Origin of the sequence: Pseudarthrobacter sp. PvP090 (assembly GCF_040547365.1) — a bacterium.
GTDB lineage: Bacteria > Actinomycetota > Actinomycetes > Actinomycetales > Micrococcaceae > Arthrobacter.
This window is the reverse complement of record NZ_JBEPPO010000010.1, coordinates 15013-41576: the sequence shown is the minus strand read 5'-3', so window position 1 is coordinate 41576 and position 26564 is coordinate 15013. Positions and strand designations below refer to the sequence as shown.

Genomic DNA, 26564 nt, shown 5'->3' with positions numbered 1-26564 from the left:
CTTAGCTGGAGTTCTGCCCGGACTGGGCCTCCGTCATTTGTGGGACTGCACAGAACGGGCGCTTCCCCGCCCGGTCTAGGGTGAAACGTCAATGTGGTCCGCCGCACAAGTTTCACGATCCACCCGCGGACCCGAACAATCCACGAAGGACGGCGCTTCATGCAGGCTGACCAGCAGCTCTCCAAATCCCTGAAACCCAGGCATCTGTCCATGATCGCCATCGCGGGGGTGATCGGAGCCGGCCTGTTTGTCGGCTCCGGCGCGGCGATCCAGCAGGCGGGTCCCGGCATCCTGGTCGCGTACACGGCGGCAGGCCTCGTTGTCATCCTGGTCATGCGCATGCTCGGCGAAATGGCGGCGGCCAATCCGGAAACGGGCTCGTTCTCGACATATGCGGACAAGGCATTGGGACGGTGGGCAGGATTCAGCATCGGCTGGCTGTATGCCTGGTTCTGGATTATTGTGCTAGGCATCGAGGCCACGGCCGGTGCGGCGATCATGCACCGCTGGGTGCCCGGGATCGACCAGTGGATCTGGGCGCTGCTGCTGATGGTGGTCCTGACCCTGACCAACCTGGGGTCGGTAAAGTCCTTTGGCGAGTTTGAGTTCTGGTTCGCCTCCATCAAGGTCGCAGCGATCGTGCTGTTCCTACTCTTCGGCGCCGCGGCAATCCTGGGCCTCATCCCGGGCGTCCCGGCTCCTGGGGTGAGCAACCTGCTGGAAAACGGCGGCTTTATGCCCAACGGGCCCGGCGCCGTGCTGGCCGGCATCCTTGTGGTCGTGTTCTCCTTCTTCGGCGCTGAAATCGCCACCATCGCCGCCGGTGAATCCGAAAACCCCGTCGACGCGGTCAAGAAGGCCGTGAAGTCCACTGTCTGGCGCATCCTCGTCTTCTACATCGGCTCCATTGCGATCGTGGTCACCCTCCTGCCGTGGAACTCCGCGTCCGTGGCCAAGAGCCCCTATGTTGCGGTGATCGAGCTGTACGGCATTCCCGGTGCCGGCACCATCATGGACATCGTGGTACTCACTTCCGTGCTCTCGTGCCTCAACTCCGGCCTGTACACCGCCAGCCGGATGCTGTTCTCGCTGTCCCGCCGCGGCGACGCGCCGCGGTCATGGATGCGGATCTCCAGGCGCGGCGTACCGGCCGCCGCCGTCCTGGCCTCCACCGTGGTGGGATTCATCACCGTCGGCCTGAACTACATCGCCCCCGACACCGTGTTCCTGTTCCTGGTCAACACCTCGGGCGCCATCGCCCTGTTCGTCTGGCTCGTGATTGCCGGCTCGCAGCTGATCCTGCGCCGCCGGATGGGCGCCGCGGCAAAGGACCTCCAGTTGAAGATGTGGCTGTTCCCCTACCTGACCTGGGTCGCCATCATCAGCATCGTCGCCCTGCTGGTCGGCATGGTGGTGCTGGAGTCCACCCGTGAGTCGCTGCTGCTCTCCCTGGCCCTCGCCGCCGTCGTGGTCGGTATCGGCCTGTGGCGCTACCGCAAGACCGGCGGGAAGTCCCCGGCGACCGGCGGCGGCAGTACCGCAGTTGATAGCGGGGCGCCCGCCGAAGACGCCACCGTGGGCGCCGGCCCGGCGTCATAGCTCCCAGCTCGGCCCTGACCCCTCAGTACCACGGGACATGCCCAGTCCTGCCGCGCTGCAGTGGACATAGTGGCATTATGTCCACTCGGCGCGGCAAGGGGCGGACATGTCCAGCGGGCCGGGCGGGACATGCCCAGTCCTAGGCACACACGGAGGGCACGTCCCGCGGCTAGCCGGCACCCGGGCTGTTCCGGCGCAAGCCACAGCGGGTTCACAGGAAGGGCCTAGCCAGGGCATAGTGCGTTGGGGTTCCATGAACGCATGACCCCTCCCCCGCAGCAGCCCCCGCACGAGCCGCATCCCGACCACGACCGCGGGCTGGAATTCGACCTCTCCACCCTCCTGAGCCGCCGGTCGCTGGGCATGTTCCTCGGTGCAGGCACGGCCGCAGCCCTGGCCGCCTGCACGCCGGGCGGCTCCTCAGCGGGTGCCGCGTCGGCCACGGCGCCGGCTTCCTCCGGAACCGCCGCAGCCACCAGCACGCCTTCAGCTTCCGCGTCCCCCACACTGACCCGCGCCATCGCCGAGTGCGGCGTCGAAATCCCGGAGGAAACCGCCGGACCATACCCCGGCGACGGCTCCAACGGCCCCAACGTCCTGGCAGCCTCGGGCGTGGTCCGGCAGGACATCACCTCCAGCTTCGGCACCTCCAGCACCATGGCCGACGGCGTGCCGCTCACCGTCACGCTGACCCTGCTTGACAACGTCAACGGCTGCGCGCCCCTGGCCGGGGCCGCCGTCTATGCCTGGCACTGCGACAAGGACGGCAAGTACTCCATGTACGACGCCGGACTGAAGGATGAGAACTACCTCCGCGGCGTCCAGCAGGCCGACGCCAACGGCCAGGTCACCTTCCAGACCATCTTCCCCGGTGCGTACAGCGGCCGCTGGCCGCACATCCACTTCGAAGTCTTCGAGTCCATGGACAACGCGACGGCGGCCGGGCAGGTCCTCGCCGTGTCCCAGGTCGCCCTGACCGACGCCGCCTGCAAGGAGGTCTACGCCTCGGCCGGATATGAATCCAGTGCCCGGAACTTCCCCCGGACCACGCTGAAGTCGGACAATGTCTTCGGCGACGACGGCGGCATCTATCAGCTCGCCACGATGACCGGATCGGTGTCCGGCGGGTACTCGGCCGGACTCAACGTCACCGTCTAGGCACCCGTCCGGCCAGCGGCACGGCGCTAGACTCGGAGCCATGCCCTCAGAGTCCAGTGCCGCAGCCCACATCCAGGACCTCGGCGCGTACGTCACCGCGTCGCCGTCGAGCTTCCATGCCGTCCACGAGGCCGCCCTCCGGCTGGGCGAGGCAGGATTCACCGCCCTCGATGAACTCCAGCCCTGGGACGCGGCCGACGGCGGCGGCGCCGGGAAGTTCTACATGGTCCGCGACGGCGCGATCATCGCCTGGGTGACGCCGGCGTCGGCCGGTCCGACCACCGGCTTCAACATCCTGGGCGCCCACACCGATTCGCCGTCGTTCAAGCTCAAGCCCAAACCCACCACTGGCAAGTTCGGCTGGCTGCAGGCCGGCGTCGAGGTCTATGGCGGCCCGCTGCTCAACTCCTGGCTGGACCGCGAACTGCAGCTTGCCGGACGGCTGGTGATGCGGGACGGCACCCGGCACCTCACCGCCACCGGGCCGCTGCTGCGGTTTCCGCAGCTGGCCGTCCACCTGGACCGCGCCGTGAACGAGGGGCTGGCCCTGGACAAACAGCAGCACATGAACCCGGTCTACGGGCTCGGCGACCCGGCGGGCGAGGACCTGCTGGGGCTGCTGGCGGACCGGGTGGTCGGCGCGGACGTGGACGCTGCCTTGATCGGCGGCTACGACGTCGTCATCGCTGACACCCAGCCCCCGGCCGTGTTCGGCGCCAAAAACGAATTCTTCGCCTCCGGCCGGCTGGACAACCTGTCCGCAACCCATGCCGGGCTCACGGCGCTGATCGCCCACGCCGCCGCGCCGCTGCCGGCCGGGGCGCCGATTGCCGTGCTGGCCGCGTTCGACCATGAGGAGATCGGCTCTGCCTCGCGCTCCGGCGCGAGCGGGCCCGTCCTCGAGGACGTGCTGGTGCGCATTTCCGACGGTCTGGGCGCCTCGGCGAGCCAGCGGCGGCAGGCCTTCGCGGCGTCGTTCTGTGTGTCCGCCGACGCCGGTCACGCCGTGCACCCCAACTACGCGGAACGGCACGATCCGGCCAACCGGCCGGCCCTGAACGGCGGCCCGCTGCTGAAGATCAACGCCAACCAGCGTTACGCCACGGACGCCACCGGCGCGGCCCTCTGGGCGCGGCTGTGCTCGGACGCCGGCATCCCCTACCAGGAGTTCGTCTCCAACAACGTGATGCCGTGCGGCTCCACGATCGGTCCGCTGACCGCCACCCGCCTCGGCGTCCGGACAGTCGACGTCGGCGTGCCCCTGCTATCGATGCACTCAGCCCGTGAGCTCTGTGGCGTCCAGGACCCCTACCGGCTCGCGACTGTGACGGCGCTGTTCTTCCGCACGGCGGCGTAGGCCCTCAGAAAGGGCTCGCGACTGTGACGGCGCTGTTCTTCCGCACGGCGGCGTAGGCCCTCAGAAAGCCAGGCTGATCACGAGGCTGATCGTCGTGGCCAGGATGACGGTGCCAAAGAGGTAGGACAGCAGGCTGTGCTTGAGCGCCTCCGCCCGGATGCCGTGGCTCTGCAGGGCAGTGTCCGAGACCTGGTACGTCATGCCGAGGCTCGTGGCGAGGTAGGCGAAGTCGGTGTACTGCGGGGGCCGTTCCTGGTTGAAGTCGATGCCGCCCACTGCCGCCCCGGCCTTCCCGCCCGTGCCGTAGTAAAGCTCGGCGTACCGGAGCGTGAACAGCGTCTGCACCAGCATCCAGGACAGGGCCACCGACGCCAGCGCCAGCAGCCCGCCGCCGAAGCGGGACCCGCCGGTGCTGGCATGGGAATCGACGACGACGGCGGCCACCGCGCCGAGGCTGGCGACGTTGGCCGCCAGGATCAGCAGGTCGGTCGTGCCGCGGGACGGGTCCTCCGCCGTGGCGTGCGCCCGGGTTTCGGCGGGGTTGAAGCGGCCGATCGCCACCCAAACCCACGCGACGTAGGTCAGGGCCGCGACGCCCCAGCCGACGGCGGGAGCCGCCACCCAGTTCCCGGTCAGAGCCGTGACCGCGGCCGCGGCGGCCCCCGCGGTAAGCATCACCCCAAACCGCAGCCGGCTGCGGTGCACAGGCCCGGCGGGCGGTAATCCGGTGGTCATTCCCCGATCATGGCACACGGTTCTCCACATGGAGGCCGGCGCTCCTTCCCGGCCCCTGCCGATCCCGCCTACGCTGGAGGGGCGTGGAATCGCGGAATACGGTCCCGATGCACTAAGCTGTTGAAGTCTGTGCTGCGCCCTGCCCCCGTACCTGGGGGTGATGCGGGCACATGGCACCGCAAATGAACCTCCTGTTACGGAAATGCCGTAACCGCTTAGCCCAAAGGAGGTGGGTTCACATATGCGTCCTTACGAATTGATGGTAATCATCGACCCCGAGGTCGAAGAGCGTACCGTTGAGCCAACGCTTCAGAAGTTCCTGAACGTCATCACGACCGATGGTGGAACCATCGAAAAGGTTGACATCTGGGGCCGTCGTCGCCTGGCTTACGAAATCCAGAAGAAGTCTGAAGGTATCTACGCCGTGGTGAATTTCACCGCTGAGCCGGCTACCGCCAAGGAACTTGATCGCCAGCTGAGCCTCAATGAGACCATCATGCGCACCAAGATCACCCGCCCCGAAGTACAGAAGGTCGTTGCTGAGTAATTTCAGCTCCCGGTTTTCACTCTTCACCCCGCAGGAACGAACAAGGAGGCAGTAGATGGCAGGCGAAACCACTATTACGGTCATCGGTAATCTCACCAATGACCCCGAACTGAGGTTCACACCGTCAGGTTCGGCAGTAGCGAACTTCACCATCGCTTCTACGCCCCGCACCTTCGACCGCCAGTCCAATGAGTGGAAGGACGGGGAAACCCTGTTCCTCCGCGCATCGGTTTGGCGTGAAGCTGCCGAAAACGTCGCCGAATCCCTGACTAAGGGCATGCGCGTGATCGTTAACGGCCGGCTGAAGAGCCGTTCCTACGAAACCAAAGAAGGCGAGAAGCGCACCGTTATCGAGCTTGAGGTCGATGAAATCGGCCCCAGCCTGCGCTACGCCAACGCCAAGGTCAACCGCACCCAGCGCTCCGGCGGTGGGGGTGCCGGCAACGGTGCCCAGGGTGGCTTCGGCGGCGGCGCCGGCGGCAACAGCGGCGGCGGCTTCGGTGGCGGCTCTGGTGGAAACCAGGGCGGCAACTCGGGCGGAACCTGGGGCGGCAACCAGCCCGCACAGCAGGATGACCCCTGGGCCACGCCCGGTGTCAGCAATGCAGGCGGCGGCTGGGGCAACGGCCCGGATTCCGAACCTCCCTTCTAAACAACATCTAAGGTTCGACGACGGAACCCGCCGGAACGCCGCAAGGCGGACGGGCGCTGACCGACATCGGATCACCACCATCCCGTGGATCAATATCCACGGGCTCCATCGAATAGGAGCTCCACGATGGCTAAGGCTGAACTCCGTAAGCCCAAACCAAAGTCCAACCCCTTGAAGGCCGCTGACATCACCGTCATCGACTACAAGGACGTAGCATTGCTGCGCAAGTTCATCTCCGACCGCGGAAAGATCCGCGCCCGTCGCGTCACTGGCGTCACGGTGCAGGAACAGCGCAAGATCGCCCAGGCAATTAAGAACGCCCGCGAAGTTGCTCTGCTGCCTTACTCCGGCGCTGGCCGCGGCTAAGGAAGGGATTAACTAACATGGCAAAGCTCATTCTGACCCACGAAGTAACCGGTCTCGGTGCTGCAGGCGATGTTGTCGAGGTCAAGGACGGTTACGCACGTAACTACCTGCTGCCCCGCAATTTCGCTCTGACCTGGTCCAAGGGTGGCGAGAAGCAGGTTGAGTCCATCAAGACTGCCCGCGCCGCCCGCGAGCACGCTTCCCTGGAAGACGCTCAGAAGCAGGCCGCTGCACTCTCCGCCAAGCCGGTCAAGCTCGTTGTCAAGGCAGGCGAGACCGGACGCCTGTTCGGCACCGTCAAGCAGGGCGACGTGGCCGACGCTGTTGAGGCCGCTGGCCTTGGCAAGATCGACAAGCGCAAGGTTGAACTGCCGGCACACATCAAGTCGGTTGGTTCCTACCAGGCCAACGTCCGTCTGCACAACGACGTTGCCGCTGTGATCGAACTCGACGTAGTCGCAGGCAAGTAGCCCTCACCGGCTGCGCAGTCCTGAACTGCTGGAAGGCCCCCGCCTTCGGATTCCTCTTCGGAACCGGACGCGGGGGCCTTCTGCTTTAACTCCAACGCGGAGTCATTTACGGCCCATCGTCGGCGGCGGTGCCAAGGGCGCGATGTGACCCCGCGTTGCAGGGTCGAGGCACTTAGGCGTGATGCAGGACCGTTGTCACGTGCCGGTAGCCGTTACGGATGAGCTCGGTGAGCACCGCCTCGTCGACGTCGTCGAGCTTGTTGACATAGAGGCACCCGGCGCCGGTCTTGTGCTTTCCCAGCCGTGCCAACAGCGCGGCCGATTCCGGCCCGTAGGTCAGCCCGTAGAGTGACAGGCTGGCTTTCCGCGGCGAGAACCCGACGGCGGGAGCGTCGCCCTCACGGCCCGTCGCGTACTTGTAGTGGTAGCGGCCGAAGCCGACAATCGTCGGACCCCACATCTCCGCCGGCTGCCCGGTGGCCCCGGCCATGAGTTCCAGCAGCCTGAGACCGTCGCGGTGCCGGACGGGATGCTCGACGGCGGCAAGGAAGTCCCCGACGGACGCGCCGGTTGCCGTGGTCTTGTTGTCGGTTTTGTTTAGGGTCTTGTTCACAGCCATGCGGGAAGTCTTGCAGACCGCGGCAGGCTTGTCAGCCGCACCGGCGCCGGTGATAGCCTGCGGCAGTGACTTCGAATGCCGCGCCCCGCCTCCGCCCCTTCGCCCAAGTGGACGTCTTCTCGTCCGAGCCCTACCGGGGCAACCCGCTGGCTGTCGTCCTCGACGCCGGGGGCCTTGCCTCCGGCGTGATGCAGCGGTTCGCCAACTGGACGAATCTCGCGGAGACCGCGTTCCTGCTGCCCCCCAGCGATCCTGCGGCCGACTACCGGGTCAGGATCTTCACCGGCAGCGAAGAGTTCCCCTTTGCCGGCCACCCCACCCTCGGCTCTGCGCATGCCTGGCTCGAAGCCGGCGGCATCCCCCGGCAGGACGGGATGCTGGTCCAGGAGTGCGGAGCGGGTCTCGTCAGGGTAAGGCGCGACGGCGGCCGCCTGGCGTTCGCAGCGCCGCCACTAACCCGCTCAGGACCGGTGGCCGAGGCGGACCTCGCCCGCATCGGCGCCGGCCTCAGAATGCCGCGGGAGGCCCTGCTGGATGCGTCCTGGCTCGTCATCGGGCCGGAATGGATCGGTGTGCTGCTGGAGTCGGCGGAGCTGGTACTCGCCATCAGGCCCGACTACGCTGCCATGGCGGGACTCAAAGTCGGCGTGATCGGCCCCCATCCCGCCGGATCGGAGGTCGGCTTCGAGGTGCGCACGTTCATCCCGGGCGACGCCGCCGCGGAGGACCCCGTCACCGGCAGCTTCAACGCCGGCGCGGCCCAGTGGCTGATCCGCAGCGGCCGGGCGCCTGAGTCCTACGTTGCGGCGCAGGGAACGGTGCTGGGGCGTTCCGGCCGGGTCCACATCGACGCGGCGGGGGATGACATCTGGGTTGGCGGGAGCTCGGTGAGCTGCATCGAGGGGTTTGTCCTGCTCTGAGTGGCGGGGCGGGGAATAAACCGCCCATCCCCGCGCTTCCCTAGTTAGATGCAAACGCATGTATCAGCGTTTGTGGCCTGAACAACTTGAGGAGCATCCCCGTGGAATCCCGCCGCATCACCGTTCTCTCCGCCGGACTCGGCGTCCCGTCGTCGAGCCGCCTGCTGGCGGACCAGCTGGCCGCCTCCGCGGAACACCACCTTGCCGCGGCCGGCTACGCCGCCGAGATCCAGATGCTGGAACTGCGCGACCTCGCCGTGGACATCGCCAACAACTTCGTGACCGGCTACGCCGCGCCAAAGCTGGCCGAGGTGATCGCCGGGGTGGAGGCATCGGACGGCATCATCGCCGTCAGCCCGGTCTTCAGCGCCTCCTACAGCGGCCTCTTCAAGTCCTTCATCGACGTCCTCGACCCCAAATCGCTGGAGGGCAAGGCTGTCCTGCTCGGCGCCACCGCCGGAACGGACCGGCACCAGATGGTCCTGGACTTCGCTATGCGCCCCCTGTTCACCTACCTCCGCACCCGGATCGCCAGCACCGCCGTCTTTGCCGGCCCCCAGGACTGGGGCAACAACGACGACGGCGCGTCACCCCTCTCGGCGCGGATCGACCGGGCGGCGGGGGAGTTCGTCGGACTGCTGCAGGGGGCCCAGCCGCAGCAGAAACGGGCTGCCCTGGAGTCGCTGCCGTTCGAACAGTTGCTCGCCGGCATCTCGGGCCGGCGCTGACAGCCCCGGCACACCGGCGAACGAACCGGGCCCCCGGCTCGTTGTGCGGGACATGAAATGTCCCGAGGATTCAATTGACTGATCATGAGCGAACGTAGTGGCGTCGAGATCGATTACTGCCCCCAGTGCCGCGGCGTCCGGATGACCGCCGCTACGACGAACGCCGTGACCGGCCGCGCTATGAGCAGCCGCGCTATGACGACCGCCGCCGTCCCAAGAAGAAGGAAGGCTGGCTCGGCGAGCTGTTCGACTTCTAGTCCCCGGGGGACGGGTCAGTCCTCGAGGAGGGCGATAAATTCGCGTGCCTGCTTGATGGAGATGTCCGAGTGGCGGGTCAGGGCCTCCGCCGCTGCCTCGGTGTCGCCGCTTCTGGCCAGGGTGCGGATCCTGCCGTAGATCTCGTCGTTGAGCATGTTGCTGCTGACTTCGCGGGTGACATCGCCCTTGCTGGCAATCGCCCGGTAGCGGTAGGCAAAACGCTGCGGCGCGTCGTCGTCGTCCTCGACTGGCCCCTGGTCGGGCGCCTCGGGCCGGAAAGGCTGAGGGTGGGCAGCCAGGGCCCCCACGGCATCCCGCGAGGCCCTCAGCCCGTCTCCCGTGGCCTCGAAGTACAGCTTGATGGCGGCCATGGCCTGCCCCTGGGCAATCAGCGCGTAAAGCCGGCGGTGCTGCTCCTGGTTGAGTTTGGCGGCGGCGGCGCGGGCGAGGTCAACCGGGTCGCGTCCCGCTTCGGGGGCGGCTTCCGGCCTTGACCGCGTGCCGCGGCGGCCGAGGGCGCGGGCGCCCAACAGGACGCCGGCTCCGACAAGCGCCAAAATGAGCAGGGGGATAAACAGGGATTCCATGAAACTACAGCCGATCTACATATTTCTTGGCGGTCAAAAGATCTGAATGGGTCGCCTGGCGCAGCAGTTTGATGGCCTGGAGCTTCTTGCCGTTCCTTGCCATCGACTGGAGCTGCAGGGCGAACTGTGGGTTCAGTTGGCCGCCCGGGAGAACGTGCCCCTGGTAGCCGTGCTGCCCGGCGGCAGGCGCGGCTCCCGCCTGGGCGCGCAACGCATTGCGGGCATGGTCGGCCTGCTGTGACTGCTGCTGTTCATTCTGGCTGGGACGGGTGACGGCGTCCACGCGGGCCCGGGCGGCGGTGGCGGCCCGGACCTGGGCCGCGTAGTGGGCCTGGGAGCGGACGGCCAATTCCTGTTGGTAGCGCTCCGCGTCAGAGATGCCGAAGTCGCGGGGTCTGAGGGCCGTGGCAATCGCCCAGAGAACTGCTGCCAGGATGAGGGCAGGCAGTATGACTAGCAGTACATCGCCCATGTGAAGAGCTTATGCCAGATCGCAGTTATCCACAGCACATTCTGCGAACGGCGTACCGTGCGTCGCCCGTGGCGTCAAAGCGGGGGTTCCCACGTGATGACCATCACCAAATGTGCATATTTTCGGGGTTATGTGCCCTTGTGTGCGGCCGGCTATCCCCAGAGGCGATCCGCCCGCTGTGGATGAATGCTGACGAAAATTCTTTTGTGTCCACACGGTAACCCCGGCGTTTCCGCATGTCAGAGGCAGATTTCCGGCAAAAGAATTTTTCTATCCACAGCTGTTCCCACAGGCTGTGCACAAGCAGGGGGCGGTAGTGCACAGGTTATCCACAGGAGGGCCGGCCGGCCGGGTTGGTACCTGCTCCGGCGGCGGATAACGTTGCTGGATATCGAGCCTTGGATATGAAATCCGATGCTGGCTTCCCTCCCGTTCCCCGGCCCCTCGGGCCTGGGCGCGGGCTGTGGAAAACGGCAGTTCCGGGCGGCGGCCAAAGTGTCAGGGCCCGCTGATAGTACTTAACCCGTCGGGCTTGCGCCGGGGTCGACGCCAGCGGGCACCAAGGCCCATGGCATACGCGTCGCCGGCGCACGGACACCGCCGAGGCACACAATGGAGGACGGCAGTTTTGTCAGTTACGCATCTGGACTCAGTCGAGGGGACTCGGGGAGCCGAAGGCAGCCGCAAGCCGCCGCAGGACATTCCCGCCGAGCAATCCGTGCTGGGCGGCATGATGCTGTCCAAGGACGCCATCGCCGACGTCGTCGAAATCCTGCGCGGAGTGGACTTCTACCGCCCTGCGCACGAGACGATCTACGAAGCCATCATCGACCTCTACGGCCGCGGCGAACCTGCCGACGCCGTCACCGTCTCCGATGAACTGACCAAGCGCGGCGAGATCAACCGGATCGGCGGCCCCGCGTACCTTCACGAGCTCATCCAGACTGTTCCGACCGCTGCCAATGCCGGGTACTACGCCGAAATCGTGGGCGAACGTGCGGTCCTGCGCCGGCTGGTCAACGCCGGCACCAAGATCGTCCAGCTCGGCTACGGCCAGGACGGCGAGGTCGAAGACCTGGTGAACCAGGCTCAGGCCGAGATCTACGCCGTGGCGGAGCGCCGCACCGCAGAGGACTACGTTGTCCTGAAGGACGTGATGGAGTCCACCGTGGACGAGATCGAAGCGTCCGGCCACCGCGAGGAGGGGATGACGGGCGTTCCCACCGGCTTCTACGAACTCGACGAGCTCACGCATGGCCTGCACCCCGGCCAGATGATCGTGATCGCTGCCCGGCCCGCCGTCGGCAAGTCCACCTTCGCGCTGGACTTCGCCCGCTCCGCGGCCATCAAGAACAACCTCGCCACCGTGATGTTCTCCCTGGAAATGGGCCGGAACGAGATCGCCATGCGTCTGCTGTCCGCGGAGGCCACGATCGGCCTTCAAGACCTGCGCAAGGGCACGATCAAGGACGAACAGTGGTCCAAGATCGCCACCACCATGGGCCGGATGAACGACGCCCCGCTCTTCATCGACGACAGCCCCAACATGTCGCTGATGGAGATCCGGGCCAAATGCCGGCGCCTCAAGCAGCAGCATGATCTCAAACTCGTCATCCTCGACTACCTCCAGCTGATGAGTTCCGGCAAGAAGGTGGAGTCCCGCCAGCAGGAAGTCTCGGAGTTCTCCCGTGCGCTGAAGCTGCTGGCCAAGGAACTCCAGGTCCCCGTCATTGCCCTGTCGCAGCTGAACCGTGGCTCCGAGCAGCGCCAGGACAAGCGCCCGATGGTCTCGGACCTGCGCGAATCAGGTTCCATCGAGCAGGATGCCGACATGGTCATCCTGTTGCACCGCGAAGACGTCTACGACAAGGAATCGCCGCGTGCCGGCGAGGCGGACATCCTCATCGCCAAGCACCGCAACGGGCCCACCAAGGACATCGTGGTCGCCTTCCAGGGCCACTACTCGCGGTTCGCCAACATGGCGGCCGACGCCGGGGGCGGCGGCTTCTAAAAGGCTACTCGCCGCCGGCCCGCAGCAGGTGGTTGGGCAGCCGGTTTCCGGGTGCCCGGCCCCGGATCTCCAGCAGTTCGCGGGCGTGGGCGTGCAGCCGCTTGTCTTCGTCGGACACCGGCACCCACTGCGGGATCGGGACGGACGTGCCGTGCTCGTCGCGTGCCACCATCACGGTGAGGCAGTAGGTGGTGAGCTCCAGTTCGCGTCCCTTGGGATCTCCCGAGCGGACATGTACCGCGATGTGCATGCCCTTGGTTCCGGTGTAGACGAGCCGGGCCTCCACCTCCACCACGTGGCCAATGAGCAGCGGACGGTAGAACCGGACGCCGCCGGAGAAGACGGCCACCGTGTCCATTCCGCAGTACCGGGAGGCGCAGACGTAGGCCGCCTCGTCGATCCATTTCATGACGATGCCGCCGTGCACTTTCCCGCCCCAGTTCACATCCGTGGGCGCGGCCACAAAGCGCAGGACAACGTTCTCGGCGGTTCCGGCGTCGGTATATTCCTGTCCGCTCATTGCCTGGACGATGTCCTCGCGGACCTTGATCCGCGCCAGCGCATGGTCGCGCTGTTCGAGTTCCTCAAGCGTCGTCGGCTCGAACTGCGGCACGGGTATGGGCTTGCCGTCCGCGCCGACGGCCACGAAAATCACCATGCACTGGCTGCGCATCGTGGCCGGGCCGCCCTTCGGATCCCCCGAGGACACGACGGTGCGGATGTGCATGGAGGACCGGCCCGTGTAGACAATCGTGGCCGTGACCTCAACCATGTCCCCGCTGTTGACCGGATCCGCAAAGTGGATGTTCCCCACGTACGCCGTCACACAGTAGGACTTGGCCCAGCCGACCGCGGCCGCATAGGCGGCCTTGTCCACCCACTCGAGCACGGTGCCGGCGTCGACCGAACCGCTGTGGCCGACGTCGGTGGGCGCGGCGAGGAAGCGCAGGGTCACGGCATTGGCGGCAGTCTCACTCATGGAAGTGAGTTTACTGACGGGCCGCGGAAGCGTCGCGGCCGACGACACAAACGCCGTCCGGGGCGCCATACGGCGCACGACGGCGGGCGGCCACCCAAAGGTGACCGCCCGCCGGCACGCGCCGCCTGGCGCAGGTGATTCCTTAGGCCAGGACGCTGAGCCTGGAGCCGGTGCGGCCGAAGAGGGCCTTGTCCACGGAGACCTTCCCGCCACCGACAAGAGCCACGGCCAGCGCGGCGGCGGCCAGGATCAGCACCAGCTCGTAGCCGCCGGTGGCGGCAAAGATTCCCGCCGGGGCATGGACCAGGAACAGGGCGCCGAGCATGTCTACCGCGAGCAGGGTCGCGAACACCCGGGTGAGCACGCCGAGGATCAGGGCGATGCCGCCGACGAGTTCCAGCGTGGCGACGACCGGGGCGACGAGGTTGGCGGCCGGAACACCCATCTGCGCGAAGGCGGCCTGGGTGCCGGCGATTGTGAACTCATTGAATTTCTGCCAGCCGTGGGCGGCAAAGAGGAATCCGGTGACGATGCGCAGGATGGTGCGGGCCGTGGTGGTGAGCGTGGGCTGGTTCATGGGGATGCCGTTCTGACGTAGGGGCCGCGGCGGGCTGAAGGCCACCCGCAGATTTACTTGAAGATTCAACCTATAGTCTTCCGGTGTGTAGTTGAAATGTCAACTAATGCGGAGCTGTGCGACGCCGGCCCTGCCGCTAGGGTGGTTCCGTGCCAGCCTCCGCCCCGACCCCCGCAGCCCCCCCGTCCGCGGCGGCCCGCCGGCGGGAAATTCTGCGCCTCGCAGTCCCGGCCTTCGGCGCCCTCATTGCCGAACCGCTGTTCCTCCTCGCGGATGCGGCAATCGTCGGTCACCTCGGAGTGGCCCAGCTGGCCGGCGTCGGACTCGCGTCCGCCGTGCTGCATACCGTCGTGGGCCTGATGGTGTTCCTGGCCTACTCCACCACTCCGGCCGTGGCGCGGGCGATCGGCAACGGGCAGCTGCCCCGGGCCCTGGCCGCCGGGCGCGACGGCGTCTGGCTGGCCCTGCTGCTCGGAATCGTCCTGGCCGCCGCCGGGTTCCTCGCCGCCGAACCGCTCCTGGACCTGATGGGAGCCGCCGGTGAAGTGCGGGACTTTGCCGTGGACTACCTGCGCTGGTCGATGCCTGGGCTTGTTGCGATGCTGCTGATTTTTGCCGGCACCGGCGTGCTCAGGGGCCTGCAGGACACGCGCACCCCGCTGTTCGTCGCGGCGGCGGGTTTCGCGCTGAACGTTGTGCTGAACCTCTACCTGGTCTACGTGTTGCAGTTGTCCGTTACCGGCTCGGCAATCGGCACCAGCATCGCCCAGTGGGCCATGGCCCTGGTCTACGTGGTCATGGTCCAGCGCAATGCCCGCAACCACGGAGTGTCCCTGCTGCCCGACTGGCGCGGCATCCGGGCCCTGTGCCACGTGGGCTCGTGGCTGATGCTGCGGACGCTCAGCCTGCGCATCGCGATCCTCGCGACCGTGGTCGTGGTGACGGCCCAGGGGCAGGCCAACCTGGCCGCGCACCAGCTCGCGATGACGGTCTTCACCTTCCTTGCCTTCGCCCTCGACGCCCTCGCCATCGCCGCGCAGGCGCTGATCGGGAAGGAACTCGGGGCAGGCCGCCCCGCGGCGGTGCGGGAGCTGACAGGAACCATGGTCCGCTGGGGCCTCGGTGTTGGGGCACTCGCCGGGGTCCTGCTGGCCGTCGCGGCACCGTGGGCTGGCCTGCTCTTCACGTCTGACGCCGAGGTCCGGGCCGCGCTGACGCTGGCGCTGTGGGTGCTCGCTGCCGGGCAGCCGCTGGCCGGCTATGTCTTTGTCCTCGACGGCGTGCTGATCGGGGCGGGGGACGCGAAGTACCTGGCGCTGGCCGGCGTCGTGAATCTCGCCCTGTATCTGCCGCTGCTGCTGGCCGTCCGGCTATCCGGGGCCGACGGCGGTGCGGGCCTGCTCTGGCTGTGGGCGGCATTCTCGCTGGGCTACATGGCCGCGAGGGCCGTCACGCTCGGCCTCCGCGCGCGGACGGACCGGTGGATGGTGCTCGGCGCACGCTGAGTCCGGCGTCCCGGCTCTGCCGCCCCGGGCCCCCGGCACGGGCTGGTGCGGCTTCGCACTAAACTGGTCGGGTGACTCTCCCCGCAGACCCTGACGCCTCCACCGCCCTGCCCGCCGCGGCGGATCTCTGGAAACCCGTGCTGGTCCGGGCGGCCGTCGCACTCGGCTTCGGTGCGGTGACGGTGTTCTGGGCTGCGCCCTCCACGGCGGGCATGGGCTGGGCCGGCGGTCTCTACCTGCTGGCCACGGGTGTGGTGCTGCTCCGGAGCGTGAACAAGGCCGGGCTCCGCGCCGGGTCCGCGTCCAGCAAGGTCCTGTCGGCCGCCGGCGCCGTACTGACCGGAACCGGCGCAGCGGTCGGCCTTATGCACGCCAACCTGCTCTTCGGCGTCCTGGCCGCCCTGGGCCTGGGCCTCGCCGGCGCGGCAGAGCTCTACCTCGGTATCACCAACCGCGGCCGGTCCGTGCTCGCCCGCGACTGGATCGCCTCCGGCGTCGTCGGCGTGGGCACCGCCGCCCTGCTGCCGTTCTTTATTGACCTGGGCCCGCACGCACTGCTCGGCGTCGCCGGCGGCGGTGCCATCATCAGCGGCGTGCTCTGGATGCTGGCCGGGCTGACCCTGCGGCACGATGCACGGGCCGATTCCGCGAAGGCCGTAAACTAGTACCGACAGGTTCTACCTTGTGTAGAACGATTGCGGCATCACAACTGCCACGCCTGGCGGCGTCGGCTGCAGGAGGAAAGCATCTTGGCACAGCAGAAACCTGGAGAACCGCGCAAGCTGCGCACCTCGGTCAAGGGGCCGCTCATGTTCTCCGCCTTCTGGGCTGTGCTGGCCTTTGTTGCCACCCTGATTTTCGCCTCCGGCGGCAGCGCCAAGACCCCGCGTTTTGACCTGGCGTTCACTGCCGCCGGCATCGCCTTCATTGTGATCCTGGTGGTGCTTGCCATGCTTTCGATGGGTCACAAGCCCAATGACGAACACCTTGGCAAGGGCTCCGGCGTCAACCTGAGCTCCCGGAGCTCCGGGCACGGCGGCCACCCGGCGCAGTCCCGGCCCGACGCCGGCACCCCGGACGCGGACCCCCACGGCTCCGGCGACGACGTCCGCTAGCACCGCAACACCGAGCGCTGCGCTCAGGACGCGGCCTTCCGGGCCCGATAGGCCGCCACGTGCGCCCGGTTCGCGCAGTTCCCGGTGTCGCAGTAGCGTTTGGAGCGGTTCCGGCTGAGGTCCAGTACAACGGCGTCGCAGTCCTCGGCGGCGCACACCAGCATGCGGTCCATTTCCTTGCCGCGGATGACATCGACCAGGGCCATCGCGGCCTCCGTGCTCATCCGGTCCGCCAACGGCGCGTCCGGAGTGGTGGCGTGCAGGTGCCAGTCCCATTGATCGTGCTTGACGAGCTGGGGGAGCGCGCCAGCTTCCCGCAACAACCGGTTCACGGTGCCCACGGCCGTGGATTCGTCCGCGAGCCAGAGGCGGGCGAGCTCGCCGCGGAGCCGGTGCACGCCTGCCAGCTCGGCCGCGTCCCGGGTACGCGAACCGCTGAATCCCTCGGTTTCCAGAAACCGGTCCAGGTCCTCGGTTGTGGACAGGTGCTCATCCCCGTTTGCCGCCGAGTTGATCAGGTTGACCACGGACCGCAGGGCCACTTCTGTGTCAGGGGCAAAAAGCATCTTGACTCCTTACGTTGGCGTGGCGTACTGTCATGAGCATAACCCCATTTTACCCCTGACAGGAGACTGCCCGTGTCTGCCACCCGCCGCACCGCCGAAGCACCGGCCGCGAACGACCCCGGGCTGCGTGCGCCCCGGAAGCTTGGCGGCGGAAGGCCCGGCGGGGCATCAACGTTCATGGCGTCGGGCCTTGGGGTTGCCCTGTTTTCCTCGGCCGTCTTCGGTCTTTCGGGTTCCTTTGCCAAGGCGCTCCTGGAGACCGGCTGGACCCCCGGTGCAGCAGTCACCGCCCGCCTCACCGTGGCAGCGATCATCCTGGCAGTTCCCGCCGTTCCGGCGCTGCGTGGACGCTGGCACCAGCTCAGGGACAACTGGCTCACGGTGTTGCTCTTCGGCCTCATCGGGGTCGCCGCCTGCCAGCTGTTCTATTTCAACGCGGTGGCCCGCCTGTCGGTGGGGGTCGCCCTGCTGCTGGAATACCTGGCTCCGGTGATCATCGTGCTGTGGCTCTGGGCCGCCAGCCGCAAACGCCCGCGGCCACTCACGATTGCCGGAACCCTGCTGTCCCTGGGCGGGCTGGTTCTGGTGCTGGACCTCACGGGGGCCGTCAAGATCGACGTCGTCGGCGTGCTGTGGGGGATTGCGGCGGCGGTCTGCCTGGCTATCTATTTCTTCATCACGGCCAAGGAAAACGACACACTCCCGCCGATCGTCCTCGCCTCCGGAGGACTCATGGTCGGCGCCGTCACCATGTGGCTTGCCGCGGCAACCGGCGTGCTGCCGATGGCGTTCACCACGGCCGACACCCGGCTGGGCCCCTGGGTCACCCCGTGGTGGGTGGCCCTGGGCGGCCTCGTGGTGCTGGCCACCGTGCTGGCCTACGTTTCCGGGATTGTGGCGGCGCGGGCACTTGGCTCCAAGGTGGCGTCGTTCGTCTCGCTGACCGAGGTCCTGTTCGCCGTGGTCTGGGCGTGGCTGCTGCTGGGTGAACTGCCCGGCCCGGTCCAGCTCATGGGCGGGCTGCTTATTGTCGGCGGTGTCGTGCTGGTCCGGCTGGACGAGCTCCGGACCCCGTCCGGGGCTGGCCCGGCCCCGCTCGACCATGCGAACGACGTCGAACCCGTGCCGTAACCCCCGGACCCTCGATCCTGCGGGCAATGGCACCTAGCATGGAGTTATGTGCCGAAATATCCGGACCCTCCACAATTTCGAACCGCACGCCACCACCGCCGAGGTGGAAGCCGCCGCGCTGCAATACGTGCGCAAAATCAGTGGCAGCACCAGGCCGTCCAAGGCCAACGAGGAGGCCTTCAACCGGGCGGTGCACGAGATTGCACATGCCACCCAGCACCTGCTCGACTCCCTGGTGAGCCACGCCCCGGCAAAGGACCGCGGGGAAGAGGCCGCCAAGGCGAAAGCCAGGGCCGCCGTCCGCTTTGGCGCGGTCTGACCGGACGTACGGGAGCGGCGCCCCGGCGAGGGGCGGCCTATTTGCCGAAGCTGCGCAGCCGCAGCGAGTTGGCCACCACGAGCACGGAACTGGCGGCCATGGCGGCGCCGGCGATCATCGGGTTGAGCAGGCCAAGGGCCGCCACCGGGATCCCGACGGCGTTGTAGAAGAAGGCCCAGAAGAGGTTCGTCTTGATGGTGGCCAGGGTCCGGCGGGACAGTTCGATGGCCTGGACGACCTGCCCCAGATCGTTGCCCATCACCGTCAGGTCAGCGGCCTCGATGGCGACGTCTGTGCCGGAGCCCATCGCGATGCCGAGGTCGGCCTGGGCCAGCGCCGCGGCGTCGTTCACGCCGTCGCCGGCCATGGCCACGGTGGCGCCGGCCGCCTGCAGTCTCCGCACGGCCTCGACCTTGCCCTCCGGCAGCACCCCGGCGAACACGTCCTCCGGAGCGATGCCGACGGCGGCTGCCACCTCGGCGGCGACGGCGGCGTTGTCCCCGGTCAGGAGGATTGGACGGAGCCCGAGCTTCCGGAGTTGCAGTATCGCGGCCGCGGAGCCCGGCTTGAGTGTGTCCCGCAGGCTGATGATCCCGGCCGGCTCCCCGTCCACGGCGAGCCAGATCGCGGTGGCCCCGGAGGCCTCGGCTTTGCCCAGGGCCTCCAGTTGCGCCTCGGTGGGGGCGATGCCGTTCTCCTGCAGCCAGGCCGTGCGGCCGGCCGTCACGAGCCGGTCGCCAACCGTTCCCCGGACTCCGCCGCCGGGTGCGGAGCGGAAGCCGGCGACGGCGGGAAGGACGCCGGCGTCGTTGTCGCAGCGCTCCGCCGACAGTGCGGCCGCGGCGACGGCGCGGGCGATCGGGTGCTCGGATGCGGCTTCGACCGCGCCGGCCAGGCGCAGCACCTCGGCCGGACTGAAGGGTCCAAACGCCTCCGTGCTGTCGACGGCCAAGTGTCCGCTGGTTACGGTGCCGGTCTTGTCCAGCAGGATGGTGTCAACGGTGCGCGTGTCCTCAAGCACCTGCGGCCCTTTGATCAGGATGCCCAGCTGCGCTCCCCGGCCAGTCCCGGTGAGCAGTCCCACGGGGGTGGCCAGACCCAGGGCGCACGGGCAGGCGATGACCAGCACGGCGACGGCGGCCGTGAACGCGGCGCGCAGTTCGGCGTCGCTGACGTCCGGGGCGGCTGCCAGCAGCCAGGCGCCGAAGGTAACTGCGGCGATGGCCAGGACCACCGGCACGAACACCGAGCTGATCCGGTCCGCGAGGCGCGCGATCGGCGCCTTGCCGGTTTGGGCCTGGGACACCAGCCGGCCCATCTGGGCCAAGGTGGTTTCTGCGCCGACGCGCGTGGCGCGGACCAGCAGCCGGCCGGCGGTGTTGATGGTGGCGCCCGTGACCGGGCTGTCCGGGCCGACTTCGACCGGCACGGACTCGCCCGTCACCAGCGAGGCGTCGACCGCGGAGGACCCTTCGACGACGATGCCGTCGGTCGCAATTTTCTCGCCGGGGCGGACCACGATGAGGTCGCCCACCCCCAGCTGATCGGCGGGGATCTGCTGCTCCTGGCCGCCGCGGAGGACCGTGGCATCCTTGGCGCCGAGGTTCAGCAGCGCCTTGAGGGCATCTCCGGCCTTCTGCTTGGCATTGGCCTCCAGGTACCGGCCCAGCAGCAGGAAGGTGGTGACGACGGCGGCGACCTCGAAGTAGAGCCCGCCGGAGCCCATTCCCTCCATGCTGTCCATACCCTGCGGGTGATCGGTCATCCTCGGGTCCACAAAGAGCTGCCAGGCCGAAAAAGCGTAGGCCGCGGTCACACCAATGGAGACCAGTGTGTCCATCGTGGAGGCGAGGTGCCGGGCGTTGATGGCGGCGGCCCGGTGGAACGGCCAGGCCGCCCAGGTGACCACCGGCAGGGCCAGGGCTCCTGCGACCCAGCCCCAGTTGGGGAACTGGAAGGCAGGGAACATTGAAATCAGGAACACCGGGACGGTGAGGATGGCCGCGACAGTCAGGCGCGGGCGGAGCTTGGTTGCCGCCGCCGGTACCGTGTGGTCGCCGCTGCGCGCCGCCGGTCCGCCATGCTCGGCATGCTCGCTCGTACCTCGCTTAGACGCATGCTGCCGCATGCCGGCACCGTCGGCGCGCGTGGGCACCTCCCCGGCGGTGTCAATCGGCGTCTTAACGGCGCCGGGTTCAGTCTCCGCGGCTGGGTACCTGGGGGTGCGGACCGTGGCTTTGTAGCCTGCTGCCGCTACGGTGGCGGTGATCTGGTCGTCGGTGACGGCCGCCGGGACCGTTACGTGGGCTGATTCCAGGGGCAGGTTGACGGTTGCGGTGACGCCGTCGAGTTTGCCGAGCTTGCGTTCGACGCGGCCGACGCAGGAGGCGCAGGTCATGCCCTCGATGTCGAGTTCGATCACCCGGCTTCCGGGCTGGTCCAGCAGTTGCTCTCTACTCACGGTGTTCCCTGTCTCTGTCCTGGCGCTGTGCTCTGCGGGGTGTGCCGGGCGGGGGGGGTGCTCAGGTGGCGTTGGACACGACCAGATACCCTGCTTCGGCGATGGCCTCGCCGATTTCCGAGGACGACAGGGCGCCGGTGGAGGTGATGGTGACGGTGGAGATGCCACCGGAATTGAGGTCGACGTCGACCGTCTCGACGCCGGCCAGGCTCTCGAGCTCTTCGCTGACGGAGGAGACGCAGTGGCCGCAGGTCATGCCGGATACATTGACGGTGGTGGAAACGGTACTCATGGCTTGCTCCTTGAGGGTGGGCTGATGCTGGTTCGTCAGCCCGGTTGGGTGGTGGGTGGTGTTGCCGCTACCGCAGCAGGCGCCCGATGGCATCGGTAGCCTCCTTGACCTTGAAGTCGATGGCTTCAGCGCGCAGCTTTGCGTCCGGTTCGGAGGCGGCACCGATGACGCAATGGCCGATGTGCTCCTCCACCAGTCCAAGGCTGACGGCGTGCAGGGCTTTGGTGACGGCGGCTACCTGGGTGAGGATGTCGATGCAGTATTTGTCCTCATCGACCATCCGGGCGATGCCGCGCACCTGGCCTTCGATCCGTTTCAGCCGCAGCAGGTAGGCGTCCTTATTGGAGGAGTAGCCGTGCTGCTGGTGCTCCTCGGCGTCCGCGGTTTCCATGACGGGGACTTCGGGCTCGTTCATGAGGCCAACTTATACCCCCTAGGGGTATGATGCAAGTACCCTGTGGGGGTATCTCCGGCCGGCGCCCGGGCAAAAGGTCCGGACACAAAAGAGCTCCGGAGTGCGTTATTGGGGGATACGCACTCCGGAGCAGTCTTTGGGTCGGCGGTTCTTCTCCCGCCTACGAATTCAAGCTTACGCGGCGGTGGGCGGAGAAAGCCAGAACCTCGAATAACAACTTTCACTTTACTTTTCGTGGTCCCCTGACGCTCCCGGGGCCTTGTCCAGTGACAGCTGGGTGGCGTGGAAGTCGAAGTGCGCGACGGGATACGCGTAGACGTCCGCCAGAGTCATGGTTTCTTTGAAGAAGGGGTCCCATCGGGTCGGGAAGTACATCCTTTGGGCCAGGCCTTGTTCCGTCTCCCGCCGCAGCAGGCGTTCCAGCGTCGAGGTCACCCGGCGCAGCTTGGCGGCCATCCGCCGGCGGTTGTAGATTCGAGCGCCTCCTCTGGAGCCCCAGTAGTTGACGGCGTCGAACGGCGCGGTCCCGGCGTTCAGCAGCCACGCGAAACCGCGGTTAACGGGGGCAGGCAGCCGTCCGAAGATCCGGTCCAGCGGAACGGTCACGCCCGTTCACAGCCAGGCACCATGTCAGGAGCCATGTTTTGTCCGGTGGTGGACGGCGGCCCGGACCGGAACGATCAGGATTGGATGGTCCTGATGGTGGCTGAGCCACGCGGCCACGGAACCGTTGAGGGCAGCGGAAATCCGGTGGCCCAGGCCGGGCTCCGGTGTGCCCACGATGATCATCTCGGCACCCACCTCGGCTGCCAGCCTGCCCAGGGCCCGGGCCGGGTCCCCCGCCAGTGTCCGCAGGGTCCAGTGAATGCCCAGCGCGTCGCACGCGGAGCCGATGCTGTTCCGCAGCTCCTGCGTCACGGCCCGGATTTCAGCGTTGTCAGTATCCGGATGCAGCGAGAGCCGGTGCGCGGACCGCGCCGGATCCCACTCGACGAGATAACTCGCCTCATCCACGTGGGCGCAGATCAGCGGCGCGGCGAGCTTCGCGGCCAGAGAGGCGGCAGTCTGCAGCACCTCGGGGCTCTGTCCCGGGAGCACGCCGACCACCAGGGGCGGCGGACCACTAGGGCGTTCGGCGGACATACTCAATTGTGGCTCCCGCCCTGCGTCGCGAACAGGGCCTTACTCCCCGATCCTTCCGCGGCCCGGCCTGCCCGGCCCCCACTAGCCCCAAGCCCAGGGCAGCGGTGGCGTAGCCGGCACCTTTTTCCATCAGCAGCGGAATGATGTTCAGCGTCACCGTGTAGAGGCCCAGGGACAGCAGCAGGCATCTCCGGGACGGCCATGGGCTCAGTCAGCCGCGCGTGCCGGGTCAGTTCCCGCCGGAGCGGCCGTGGGCGAGTCCGGTGGGGAAGCCCGCCAGGACCGGTTCGGGGGTCCCGCAGCAGCCGCCGGCTGTTTCGACCACAACGTCGGCGGAAGCGGCCGGCACGTCGCAGCTGGTGCCGGCGTCGGAGGAGCAGACCCCGGTCTCCGGGAGCTCGAGCTGGACGGTGTCCGCGGCCGCGCGGTCCCCGGCGAGGGCGGCAGCGACGGAGCGGACCTGCTCGTAGCCGGTGGCCAGCAGGAACGTAGGCGCCCGGCCGTAGGATTTCATCCCCACGATGTAGAAGTCCTTGTCCGGGTGCGCCAGCAGCCGGGCGCCGTGCGGGGCGACGGTGCCGCAGGAGTGGAATTCGGGGTCGATCAGCGGACCCAGGTCGCGCGGGGCCTCGACGGCCGGATCCAGTTCCAGCCGGAGCTCCCGCAGGATGTCCAGATCCGGGCGGAAGCCGGTGCAGGGCACCACGACGTCGGCCTCCAGGCTGCGGCCGTCGGTGGAAGTGACCGTGACTCCCGCGGCGGCCGGCGTGAGGGCGGCGATCCCGAAACCGGTGTGCAGTTCCACGGTGCCGGCCTCGACCAGGCGGCGCAGCCGGCCGCCGAGCTGGCCGCGGGCGGGCAGGCCGTCGGCGTCGCCGCCGCCGTAGACCTTTGCGGCCGAGGCGCCCCGCACGGCCCACAGGATCCTGGTGTCGGGCTCGTGCTGCGCTAGTTCGGTGAGGTTGATCAGGGTGTTCGCGGCGGAGTGGCCCGCACCCACAACTAGGACGCGCCGGCCGGCGAACCGTACACGCTCGCGGCCCAGGACGTCCGGCAGCGCGGAGGAAATCCGCTCCGTTGCGGCGGCCTCGCCGGTGGCGGGCAGCCCCGAAGTGCCGAGCGGGTTCCGGTTGCCCCAAGTGCCGGAGGCGTCAATGACGGCGGCTGCCCGGTACTCGCGGACGTCGCCGCCGGGGTGTTCGACCGTGAGAAGGAACGGCGTGGTGTCCCGGTCACGGCTGTGGGTCTTGTCCATGCCCTGGCGCGTCACCGCCACCACACGGGCGCCGGTGTGCAGCCGGGGCGCCATTGCAGGAAGTGCAGCCAGGGGGGTGAGGTACTGGTCAACGAGCTCGCCGCCGAAGGGCAGCGCCGTGGGTCGCGGTGCCTCCCAGCCGGACGCTGCGAGCAGACGCGCGGCGGCGGCGTCGATGTTGAAGCGCCAGGGTGAGAAGAGGCGGATGTGGCGCCACTGCCCGATGGCGGCGCCCGCCGCCGGGCCGGACTCGAAAATGAGCGGCTCAAGACCGCGCTCCAGGAGGTGGGCGGCGGCGGCGAGGCCGACCGGGCCCGCGCCGATGACAGCAACGGGAAGATTGGTGGTGACAGCCATTTTGTCCTCTGTCCGAATAGATTGATGATGATCGATATTGTGAGTATCACCCTCTATATCGACGCCTGTCAATATGAGTGCATAATGGAAGCATGACAACACTGCAGATTGCTGAGTCCACGGCGGCCCAAGCCTGCTGCACCCCATCCGGGACGCCGGTGCTGGGCGCGGAAGAGGCGCAGGGCAAGGCCCAGCTCTTCAAAGCCCTCGCCGATCCGAACCGCCTGCGGCTGTTGTCCATCGTCAAGGCGTCCGACGGCGGCGAGGCCTGCGTCTGCGACCTCACCGAGCCGCTGGACCTGGGCCAGCCCACGGTGTCCCACCACCTCAAGATCCTCGTCGACGCCGGACTGCTGTACCGCGAAAAGCGGGGCACCTGGGCCTACTATTCGCTGGTCCCCGGCGCGCTGGAGCGGATCGCGGACGTGCTTTCGGCCCTGTAGGGCCGCCAGAGCCATGCGGCACTTGAACACCTCCGGTGCGGGGCCTAACGTTGAAGACCTCAGGAAAGGGTGACCGCCGTGGAAATCTTCATGTGGTGGCTGGATCTGGATCTGGCGAGCAAGGAGTGGCTGCGGGAAAACCTGCGGGCCCCCGAGTTGCCGCTGACCGTGCTGCAGGGCATTGCCGAGGCCGGCGGCCCCCATCCGGATGACGTGTCCGGGGTGCTGAGCGACGCCGACTGGGACTTCATCGAGACGCAGTCCGAATTCGTCGACTGACCCGGCGTCCGGGGGCAGCGCGGGGGACGGCCCCGAGGGGCAGCCGCCGGGGCGGATTAACCCGGGCCGCGGAAACCATTGCGGGCATCATCTTGTGATGGTTGCATAGGGGGCATGGCTACCGCAGAGAGATATGTCCTGGCGATCGGCACCAAAAAAGGGCTCTGGCTGGCGACGAGCCCGGACCGCAAAGACTGGTCCCTTTCCGGCCCGCACTTCCTGATGAGCGAAGTGCCCAGCATCGGCATCGACACCCGCGGGGACCGGACCCGGATCCTGGTCGGCGTGCGTTCCGAGCACTGGGGCCCCACCGTCTTCCACTCCGATGACCTCGGCGAAACGTGGAAGGAGCCCGAGGAGGGCGCCATCCGGTTCCCCGAAGGCACCGATGCCGCCCTGGAACGCGTCTGGCAGATCCACCCCGACGCCGAGTCCCGGCCCGGGGTCGTCTGGGCAGGCTGTGAGCCGATTTCGGTCTGGAAATCCACCGACGGCGGCGAACACTTCGAGCTCAATCGCGGCCTCTGGGACCACCCGCACCGCACCGAATGGGGGGCCGGCTACGGCGGCGCCGCGGCGCACTCCATCGTCGTGGACCACACCGGCGAGAAGGTGCACGTCGCGATGAGCACCGGCGGCGTCTACCGTTCGCTCGACGGCGGCGGCTCGTGGGAGCCCCGCAACAGGGGAATCTCGGCTTACTTCATGCCCGACCCCAACCCGGAATTCGGCCAGTGCGTGCACAAGATCGCGGCCGATGCTGCCGTCGACGGCCGGCTCTACGCGCAGAACCACCACGGCGTCTACCGCAGTGACGACGGCGCCGAGAGCTGGGAGTCGATCGCGGAAGGCCTGCCGGCGGATTTCGGCTTTGTGATGCTGACGCACCCGCGCCGGGCCGGCACCGCCTGGGTGATCCCGCTCAAGGCGGACGGCGAGAGGATCCCGCCGGAGGGCAAACTGGCGGTCCACCGGACCGACGATGCCGGCGCGAGCTGGAAGCGGCTAGACGACGGACTGCCGGGAGCGGAATACAACTCGGTGCTGCGGGACGCCGCCTGCGTCGACGCGGCGGAACCGGCCGGCGTGTACTTCGGCACGCGTGGCGGCAGCGTCTACGCCAGCGCGGACGAGGGGGAACACTTCGCCGAGGTGGCTTCGCACCTGCCGGACGTGCTGTGCGTGCGGGCCGCCGCCGTCACCCCCGCGTTCGTTGCCGCGGCACCCGGCGCCCAGGGCGCCTGAGGC

At 67.9% G+C, this 26564-nt stretch carries 31 protein-coding genes and 1 pseudogene; 19 read left to right on the top strand and 13 right to left on the bottom strand.

The window, feature by feature from the left end:
• Positions 1-159: 159 nt before the first annotated feature.
• From ABIC21_RS12935 to ABIC21_RS12925, 3 genes are all read left to right on the top strand, one after another.
• A complete protein-coding gene (locus tag ABIC21_RS12935; RefSeq protein WP_354350800.1) occupies positions 160-1599 on the top strand; it encodes an amino acid permease in 1440 nt (479 codons plus the stop codon).
• A 261-nt stretch (positions 1600-1860) separates the two neighbouring features.
• Complete coding sequence (locus ABIC21_RS12930) at positions 1861-2757, top strand: intradiol ring-cleavage dioxygenase (RefSeq protein WP_354350799.1); 897 nt, start codon at positions 1861-1863, stop codon at positions 2755-2757.
• Positions 2758-2797: 40 nt separating this feature from the next.
• The gene (locus ABIC21_RS12925) at positions 2798-4114 is read left to right on the top strand and encodes a M18 family aminopeptidase (protein ID WP_354350798.1); all 1317 of its coding nucleotides are present in this window, start codon (positions 2798-2800) and stop codon (positions 4112-4114) included.
• A 60-nt stretch (positions 4115-4174) separates the two neighbouring features.
• Here the strand turns inward: ABIC21_RS12925 and ABIC21_RS12920 are convergent, their stop codons facing one another.
• Positions 4175-4849 (bottom strand): DUF1345 domain-containing protein, encoded by a 675-nt coding sequence (locus ABIC21_RS12920; protein ID WP_354350797.1) that lies wholly within the window; start codon positions 4847-4849, stop codon positions 4175-4177.
• Positions 4850-5090: 241 nt separating this feature from the next.
• On the opposite strand from ABIC21_RS12920, the gene rpsF reads away from it, so the two are divergent.
• The 4 genes from rpsF (at position 5091) to rplI (ending at position 6884) form a co-directional block, all read left to right on the top strand.
• Entirely contained in the window at positions 5091-5396 is a 306-nt protein-coding gene (gene rpsF / locus ABIC21_RS12915) for a 30S ribosomal protein S6 (protein WP_024366241.1), read from the top strand.
• A gap of 55 nt (positions 5397-5451) precedes the next feature.
• Complete coding sequence (locus ABIC21_RS12910; protein ID WP_354350796.1) at positions 5452-6048, top strand: single-stranded DNA-binding protein; 597 nt, start codon at positions 5452-5454, stop codon at positions 6046-6048.
• Positions 6049-6174: 126 nt separating this feature from the next.
• Positions 6175-6414 (top strand): 30S ribosomal protein S18, encoded by a 240-nt coding sequence (rpsR, locus tag ABIC21_RS12905; RefSeq protein ID WP_003800144.1) that lies wholly within the window; start codon positions 6175-6177, stop codon positions 6412-6414.
• A 17-nt stretch (positions 6415-6431) separates the two neighbouring features.
• Positions 6432-6884, top strand: a complete 453-nt coding sequence (gene rplI, locus ABIC21_RS12900; protein ID WP_354350795.1) for a 50S ribosomal protein L9 — start codon at positions 6432-6434, stop codon at positions 6882-6884.
• Between the two features lie 172 nt (positions 6885-7056).
• On the opposite strand, the gene ABIC21_RS12895 is transcribed toward rplI, so the two are convergent.
• Positions 7057-7503, bottom strand: coding sequence for a DUF1801 domain-containing protein (locus ABIC21_RS12895; protein ID WP_354350794.1), 447 nt, complete (start codon positions 7501-7503; stop codon positions 7057-7059).
• A 65-nt stretch (positions 7504-7568) separates the two neighbouring features.
• Between ABIC21_RS12895 and ABIC21_RS12890 the strand changes: the two genes are divergently transcribed.
• The 3 genes and pseudogenes from ABIC21_RS12890 (at position 7569) to ABIC21_RS19335 (ending at position 9408) form a co-directional block, all read left to right on the top strand.
• A complete protein-coding gene (locus ABIC21_RS12890) occupies positions 7569-8423 on the top strand; it encodes a PhzF family phenazine biosynthesis protein (protein WP_354350793.1) in 855 nt (284 codons plus the stop codon).
• A gap of 101 nt (positions 8424-8524) precedes the next feature.
• Positions 8525-9151, top strand: a complete 627-nt coding sequence (locus ABIC21_RS12885; protein WP_354350792.1) for an FMN reductase — start codon at positions 8525-8527, stop codon at positions 9149-9151.
• Positions 9152-9203: 52 nt separating this feature from the next.
• Positions 9204-9408: pseudogene (locus tag ABIC21_RS19335) on the top strand (TFIIB-type zinc ribbon-containing protein).
• A 15-nt stretch (positions 9409-9423) separates the two neighbouring features.
• Here the strand turns inward: ABIC21_RS19335 and ABIC21_RS12875 are convergent.
• Complete coding sequence (locus ABIC21_RS12875) at positions 9424-9996, bottom strand: hypothetical protein (RefSeq protein ID WP_354350791.1); 573 nt, start codon at positions 9994-9996, stop codon at positions 9424-9426.
• Between the two features lie 4 nt (positions 9997-10000).
• A complete protein-coding gene (locus ABIC21_RS12870; RefSeq protein ID WP_354350790.1) occupies positions 10001-10468 on the bottom strand; it encodes a hypothetical protein in 468 nt (155 codons plus the stop codon).
• A 628-nt stretch (positions 10469-11096) separates the two neighbouring features.
• On the opposite strand from ABIC21_RS12870, the gene dnaB reads away from it, so the two are divergent.
• The gene (dnaB, locus tag ABIC21_RS12865; protein ID WP_024367946.1) at positions 11097-12479 is read left to right on the top strand and encodes a replicative DNA helicase; all 1383 of its coding nucleotides are present in this window, start codon (positions 11097-11099) and stop codon (positions 12477-12479) included.
• Between the two features lie 4 nt (positions 12480-12483).
• Here the strand turns inward: dnaB and ABIC21_RS12860 are convergent, their stop codons facing one another.
• A complete protein-coding gene (locus ABIC21_RS12860) occupies positions 12484-13458 on the bottom strand; it encodes an acyl-CoA thioesterase (RefSeq protein ID WP_354350789.1) in 975 nt (324 codons plus the stop codon).
• Positions 13459-13600: 142 nt separating this feature from the next.
• Complete coding sequence (locus tag ABIC21_RS12855) at positions 13601-14035, bottom strand: DoxX family protein (protein WP_354350788.1); 435 nt, start codon at positions 14033-14035, stop codon at positions 13601-13603.
• Between the two features lie 149 nt (positions 14036-14184).
• Between ABIC21_RS12855 and ABIC21_RS12850 the strand changes: the two genes are divergently transcribed.
• The 3 genes from ABIC21_RS12850 (at position 14185) to ABIC21_RS12840 (ending at position 16655) form a co-directional block, all read left to right on the top strand.
• Positions 14185-15540 carry an MATE family efflux transporter gene (locus ABIC21_RS12850; protein WP_354350787.1) on the top strand — a complete coding sequence of 452 codons (1356 nt, stop codon included), beginning with the start codon at positions 14185-14187 and terminating at the stop codon, positions 15538-15540.
• 71 nt (positions 15541-15611) lie between these two features.
• Positions 15612-16205, top strand: a complete 594-nt coding sequence (locus ABIC21_RS12845) for a hypothetical protein (protein WP_354350786.1) — start codon at positions 15612-15614, stop codon at positions 16203-16205.
• Between the two features lie 84 nt (positions 16206-16289).
• Positions 16290-16655, top strand: a complete 366-nt coding sequence (locus ABIC21_RS12840) for a hypothetical protein (protein WP_354350785.1) — start codon at positions 16290-16292, stop codon at positions 16653-16655.
• 23 nt (positions 16656-16678) lie between these two features.
• On the opposite strand, the gene ABIC21_RS12835 is transcribed toward ABIC21_RS12840, so the two are convergent.
• Entirely contained in the window at positions 16679-17221 is a 543-nt protein-coding gene (locus tag ABIC21_RS12835; protein WP_354350784.1) for a CGNR zinc finger domain-containing protein, read from the bottom strand.
• Positions 17222-17398: 177 nt separating this feature from the next.
• Between ABIC21_RS12835 and ABIC21_RS12830 the strand changes: the two genes are divergently transcribed.
• Together ABIC21_RS12830 and ABIC21_RS12825 are read left to right on the top strand one after the other, a co-directional pair.
• Entirely contained in the window at positions 17399-18352 is a 954-nt protein-coding gene (locus ABIC21_RS12830) for an EamA family transporter (RefSeq protein ID WP_354350930.1), read from the top strand.
• A gap of 46 nt (positions 18353-18398) precedes the next feature.
• A complete protein-coding gene (locus ABIC21_RS12825) occupies positions 18399-18671 on the top strand; it encodes a DUF2277 domain-containing protein (protein ID WP_354350783.1) in 273 nt (90 codons plus the stop codon).
• Positions 18672-18708: 37 nt separating this feature from the next.
• On the opposite strand, the gene ABIC21_RS12820 is transcribed toward ABIC21_RS12825, so the two are convergent.
• The 6 genes from ABIC21_RS12820 to ABIC21_RS12795 all read right to left on the bottom strand — a co-directional run bounded on the left by ABIC21_RS12820 (position 18709) and on the right by ABIC21_RS12795 (position 24594).
• Positions 18709-21069: a heavy metal translocating P-type ATPase gene (locus tag ABIC21_RS12820; protein ID WP_502935999.1), complete on the bottom strand. Its 2361-nt coding sequence runs from the start codon at positions 21067-21069 to the stop codon at positions 18709-18711.
• A 124-nt stretch (positions 21070-21193) separates the two neighbouring features.
• Positions 21194-21424, bottom strand: coding sequence for a heavy-metal-associated domain-containing protein (locus ABIC21_RS12815; protein ID WP_354350781.1), 231 nt, complete (start codon positions 21422-21424; stop codon positions 21194-21196).
• 67 nt (positions 21425-21491) lie between these two features.
• Positions 21492-21839, bottom strand: coding sequence for a metal-sensitive transcriptional regulator (locus ABIC21_RS12810; RefSeq protein WP_354350780.1), 348 nt, complete (start codon positions 21837-21839; stop codon positions 21492-21494).
• A 225-nt stretch (positions 21840-22064) separates the two neighbouring features.
• A complete protein-coding gene (locus ABIC21_RS12805; protein WP_354350779.1) occupies positions 22065-22445 on the bottom strand; it encodes a hypothetical protein in 381 nt (126 codons plus the stop codon).
• Between the two features lie 24 nt (positions 22446-22469).
• On the bottom strand, positions 22470-22982 hold the full coding sequence (locus tag ABIC21_RS12800; protein WP_354350778.1) for a universal stress protein: 513 nt from the start codon (positions 22980-22982) through the stop codon (positions 22470-22472).
• Between the two features lie 229 nt (positions 22983-23211).
• A complete protein-coding gene (locus ABIC21_RS12795) occupies positions 23212-24594 on the bottom strand; it encodes an FAD-dependent oxidoreductase (protein WP_354350777.1) in 1383 nt (460 codons plus the stop codon).
• A 92-nt stretch (positions 24595-24686) separates the two neighbouring features.
• Here ABIC21_RS12795 and ABIC21_RS12790 point away from each other — a divergent pair, with 92 nt between their 5' ends.
• From ABIC21_RS12790 to ABIC21_RS12780, 3 genes are all read left to right on the top strand, one after another.
• Positions 24687-25037 carry an ArsR/SmtB family transcription factor gene (locus ABIC21_RS12790; RefSeq protein ID WP_354350776.1) on the top strand — a complete coding sequence of 117 codons (351 nt, stop codon included), beginning with the start codon at positions 24687-24689 and terminating at the stop codon, positions 25035-25037.
• 78 nt (positions 25038-25115) lie between these two features.
• Positions 25116-25316 (top strand): hypothetical protein, encoded by a 201-nt coding sequence (locus ABIC21_RS12785; protein ID WP_354350775.1) that lies wholly within the window; start codon positions 25116-25118, stop codon positions 25314-25316.
• 105 nt (positions 25317-25421) lie between these two features.
• Complete coding sequence (locus ABIC21_RS12780; protein WP_354350929.1) at positions 25422-26561, top strand: WD40/YVTN/BNR-like repeat-containing protein; 1140 nt, start codon at positions 25422-25424, stop codon at positions 26559-26561.
• The last annotated feature ends 3 nt before the right edge of the window (positions 26562-26564 follow it).

Coding starts and splice junctions, on each gene's coding strand:
- ABIC21_RS12830 (WP_354350930.1), top strand. CDS start 17,399: ATGGCGTCGGGCCTTGGGGTTGCCCTGTTTTCCTCGGCCGTCTTCGGT.
- ABIC21_RS12920 (WP_354350797.1), bottom strand. CDS start 4,849: ATGACCACCGGATTACCGCCCGCCGGGCCTGTGCACCGCAGCCGGCTG.
- ABIC21_RS12795 (WP_354350777.1), bottom strand. CDS start 24,594: ATGGCTGTCACCACCAATCTTCCCGTTGCTGTCATCGGCGCGGGCCCG.
- ABIC21_RS12895 (WP_354350794.1), bottom strand. CDS start 7,503: ATGGCTGTGAACAAGACCCTAAACAAAACCGACAACAAGACCACGGCA.
- ABIC21_RS12825 (WP_354350783.1), top strand. CDS start 18,399: ATGTGCCGAAATATCCGGACCCTCCACAATTTCGAACCGCACGCCACC.
- ABIC21_RS12870 (WP_354350790.1), bottom strand. CDS start 10,468: ATGGGCGATGTACTGCTAGTCATACTGCCTGCCCTCATCCTGGCAGCA.
- ABIC21_RS12875 (WP_354350791.1), bottom strand. CDS start 9,996: ATGGAATCCCTGTTTATCCCCCTGCTCATTTTGGCGCTTGTCGGAGCC.
- ABIC21_RS12810 (WP_354350780.1), bottom strand. CDS start 21,839: ATGAACGAGCCCGAAGTCCCCGTCATGGAAACCGCGGACGCCGAGGAG.
- ABIC21_RS12925 (WP_354350798.1), top strand. CDS start 2,798: ATGCCCTCAGAGTCCAGTGCCGCAGCCCACATCCAGGACCTCGGCGCG.
- ABIC21_RS12790 (WP_354350776.1), top strand. CDS start 24,687: ATGACAACACTGCAGATTGCTGAGTCCACGGCGGCCCAAGCCTGCTGC.
- rpsF (WP_024366241.1), top strand. CDS start 5,091: ATGCGTCCTTACGAATTGATGGTAATCATCGACCCCGAGGTCGAAGAG.
- rplI (WP_354350795.1), top strand. CDS start 6,432: ATGGCAAAGCTCATTCTGACCCACGAAGTAACCGGTCTCGGTGCTGCA.
- ABIC21_RS12855 (WP_354350788.1), bottom strand. CDS start 14,035: ATGAACCAGCCCACGCTCACCACCACGGCCCGCACCATCCTGCGCATC.
- ABIC21_RS12930 (WP_354350799.1), top strand. CDS start 1,861: ATGACCCCTCCCCCGCAGCAGCCCCCGCACGAGCCGCATCCCGACCAC.
- ABIC21_RS12800 (WP_354350778.1), bottom strand. CDS start 22,982: ATGTCCGCCGAACGCCCTAGTGGTCCGCCGCCCCTGGTGGTCGGCGTG.
- rpsR (WP_003800144.1), top strand. CDS start 6,175: ATGGCTAAGGCTGAACTCCGTAAGCCCAAACCAAAGTCCAACCCCTTG.
- ABIC21_RS12835 (WP_354350784.1), bottom strand. CDS start 17,221: ATGCTTTTTGCCCCTGACACAGAAGTGGCCCTGCGGTCCGTGGTCAAC.
- ABIC21_RS12820 (WP_502935999.1), bottom strand. CDS start 21,069: ATGACCTGCGCCTCCTGCGTCGGCCGCGTCGAACGCAAGCTCGGCAAA.
- ABIC21_RS12815 (WP_354350781.1), bottom strand. CDS start 21,424: ATGAGTACCGTTTCCACCACCGTCAATGTATCCGGCATGACCTGCGGC.
- ABIC21_RS12935 (WP_354350800.1), top strand. CDS start 160: ATGCAGGCTGACCAGCAGCTCTCCAAATCCCTGAAACCCAGGCATCTG.
- ABIC21_RS12860 (WP_354350789.1), bottom strand. CDS start 13,458: ATGAGTGAGACTGCCGCCAATGCCGTGACCCTGCGCTTCCTCGCCGCG.
- ABIC21_RS12910 (WP_354350796.1), top strand. CDS start 5,452: ATGGCAGGCGAAACCACTATTACGGTCATCGGTAATCTCACCAATGAC.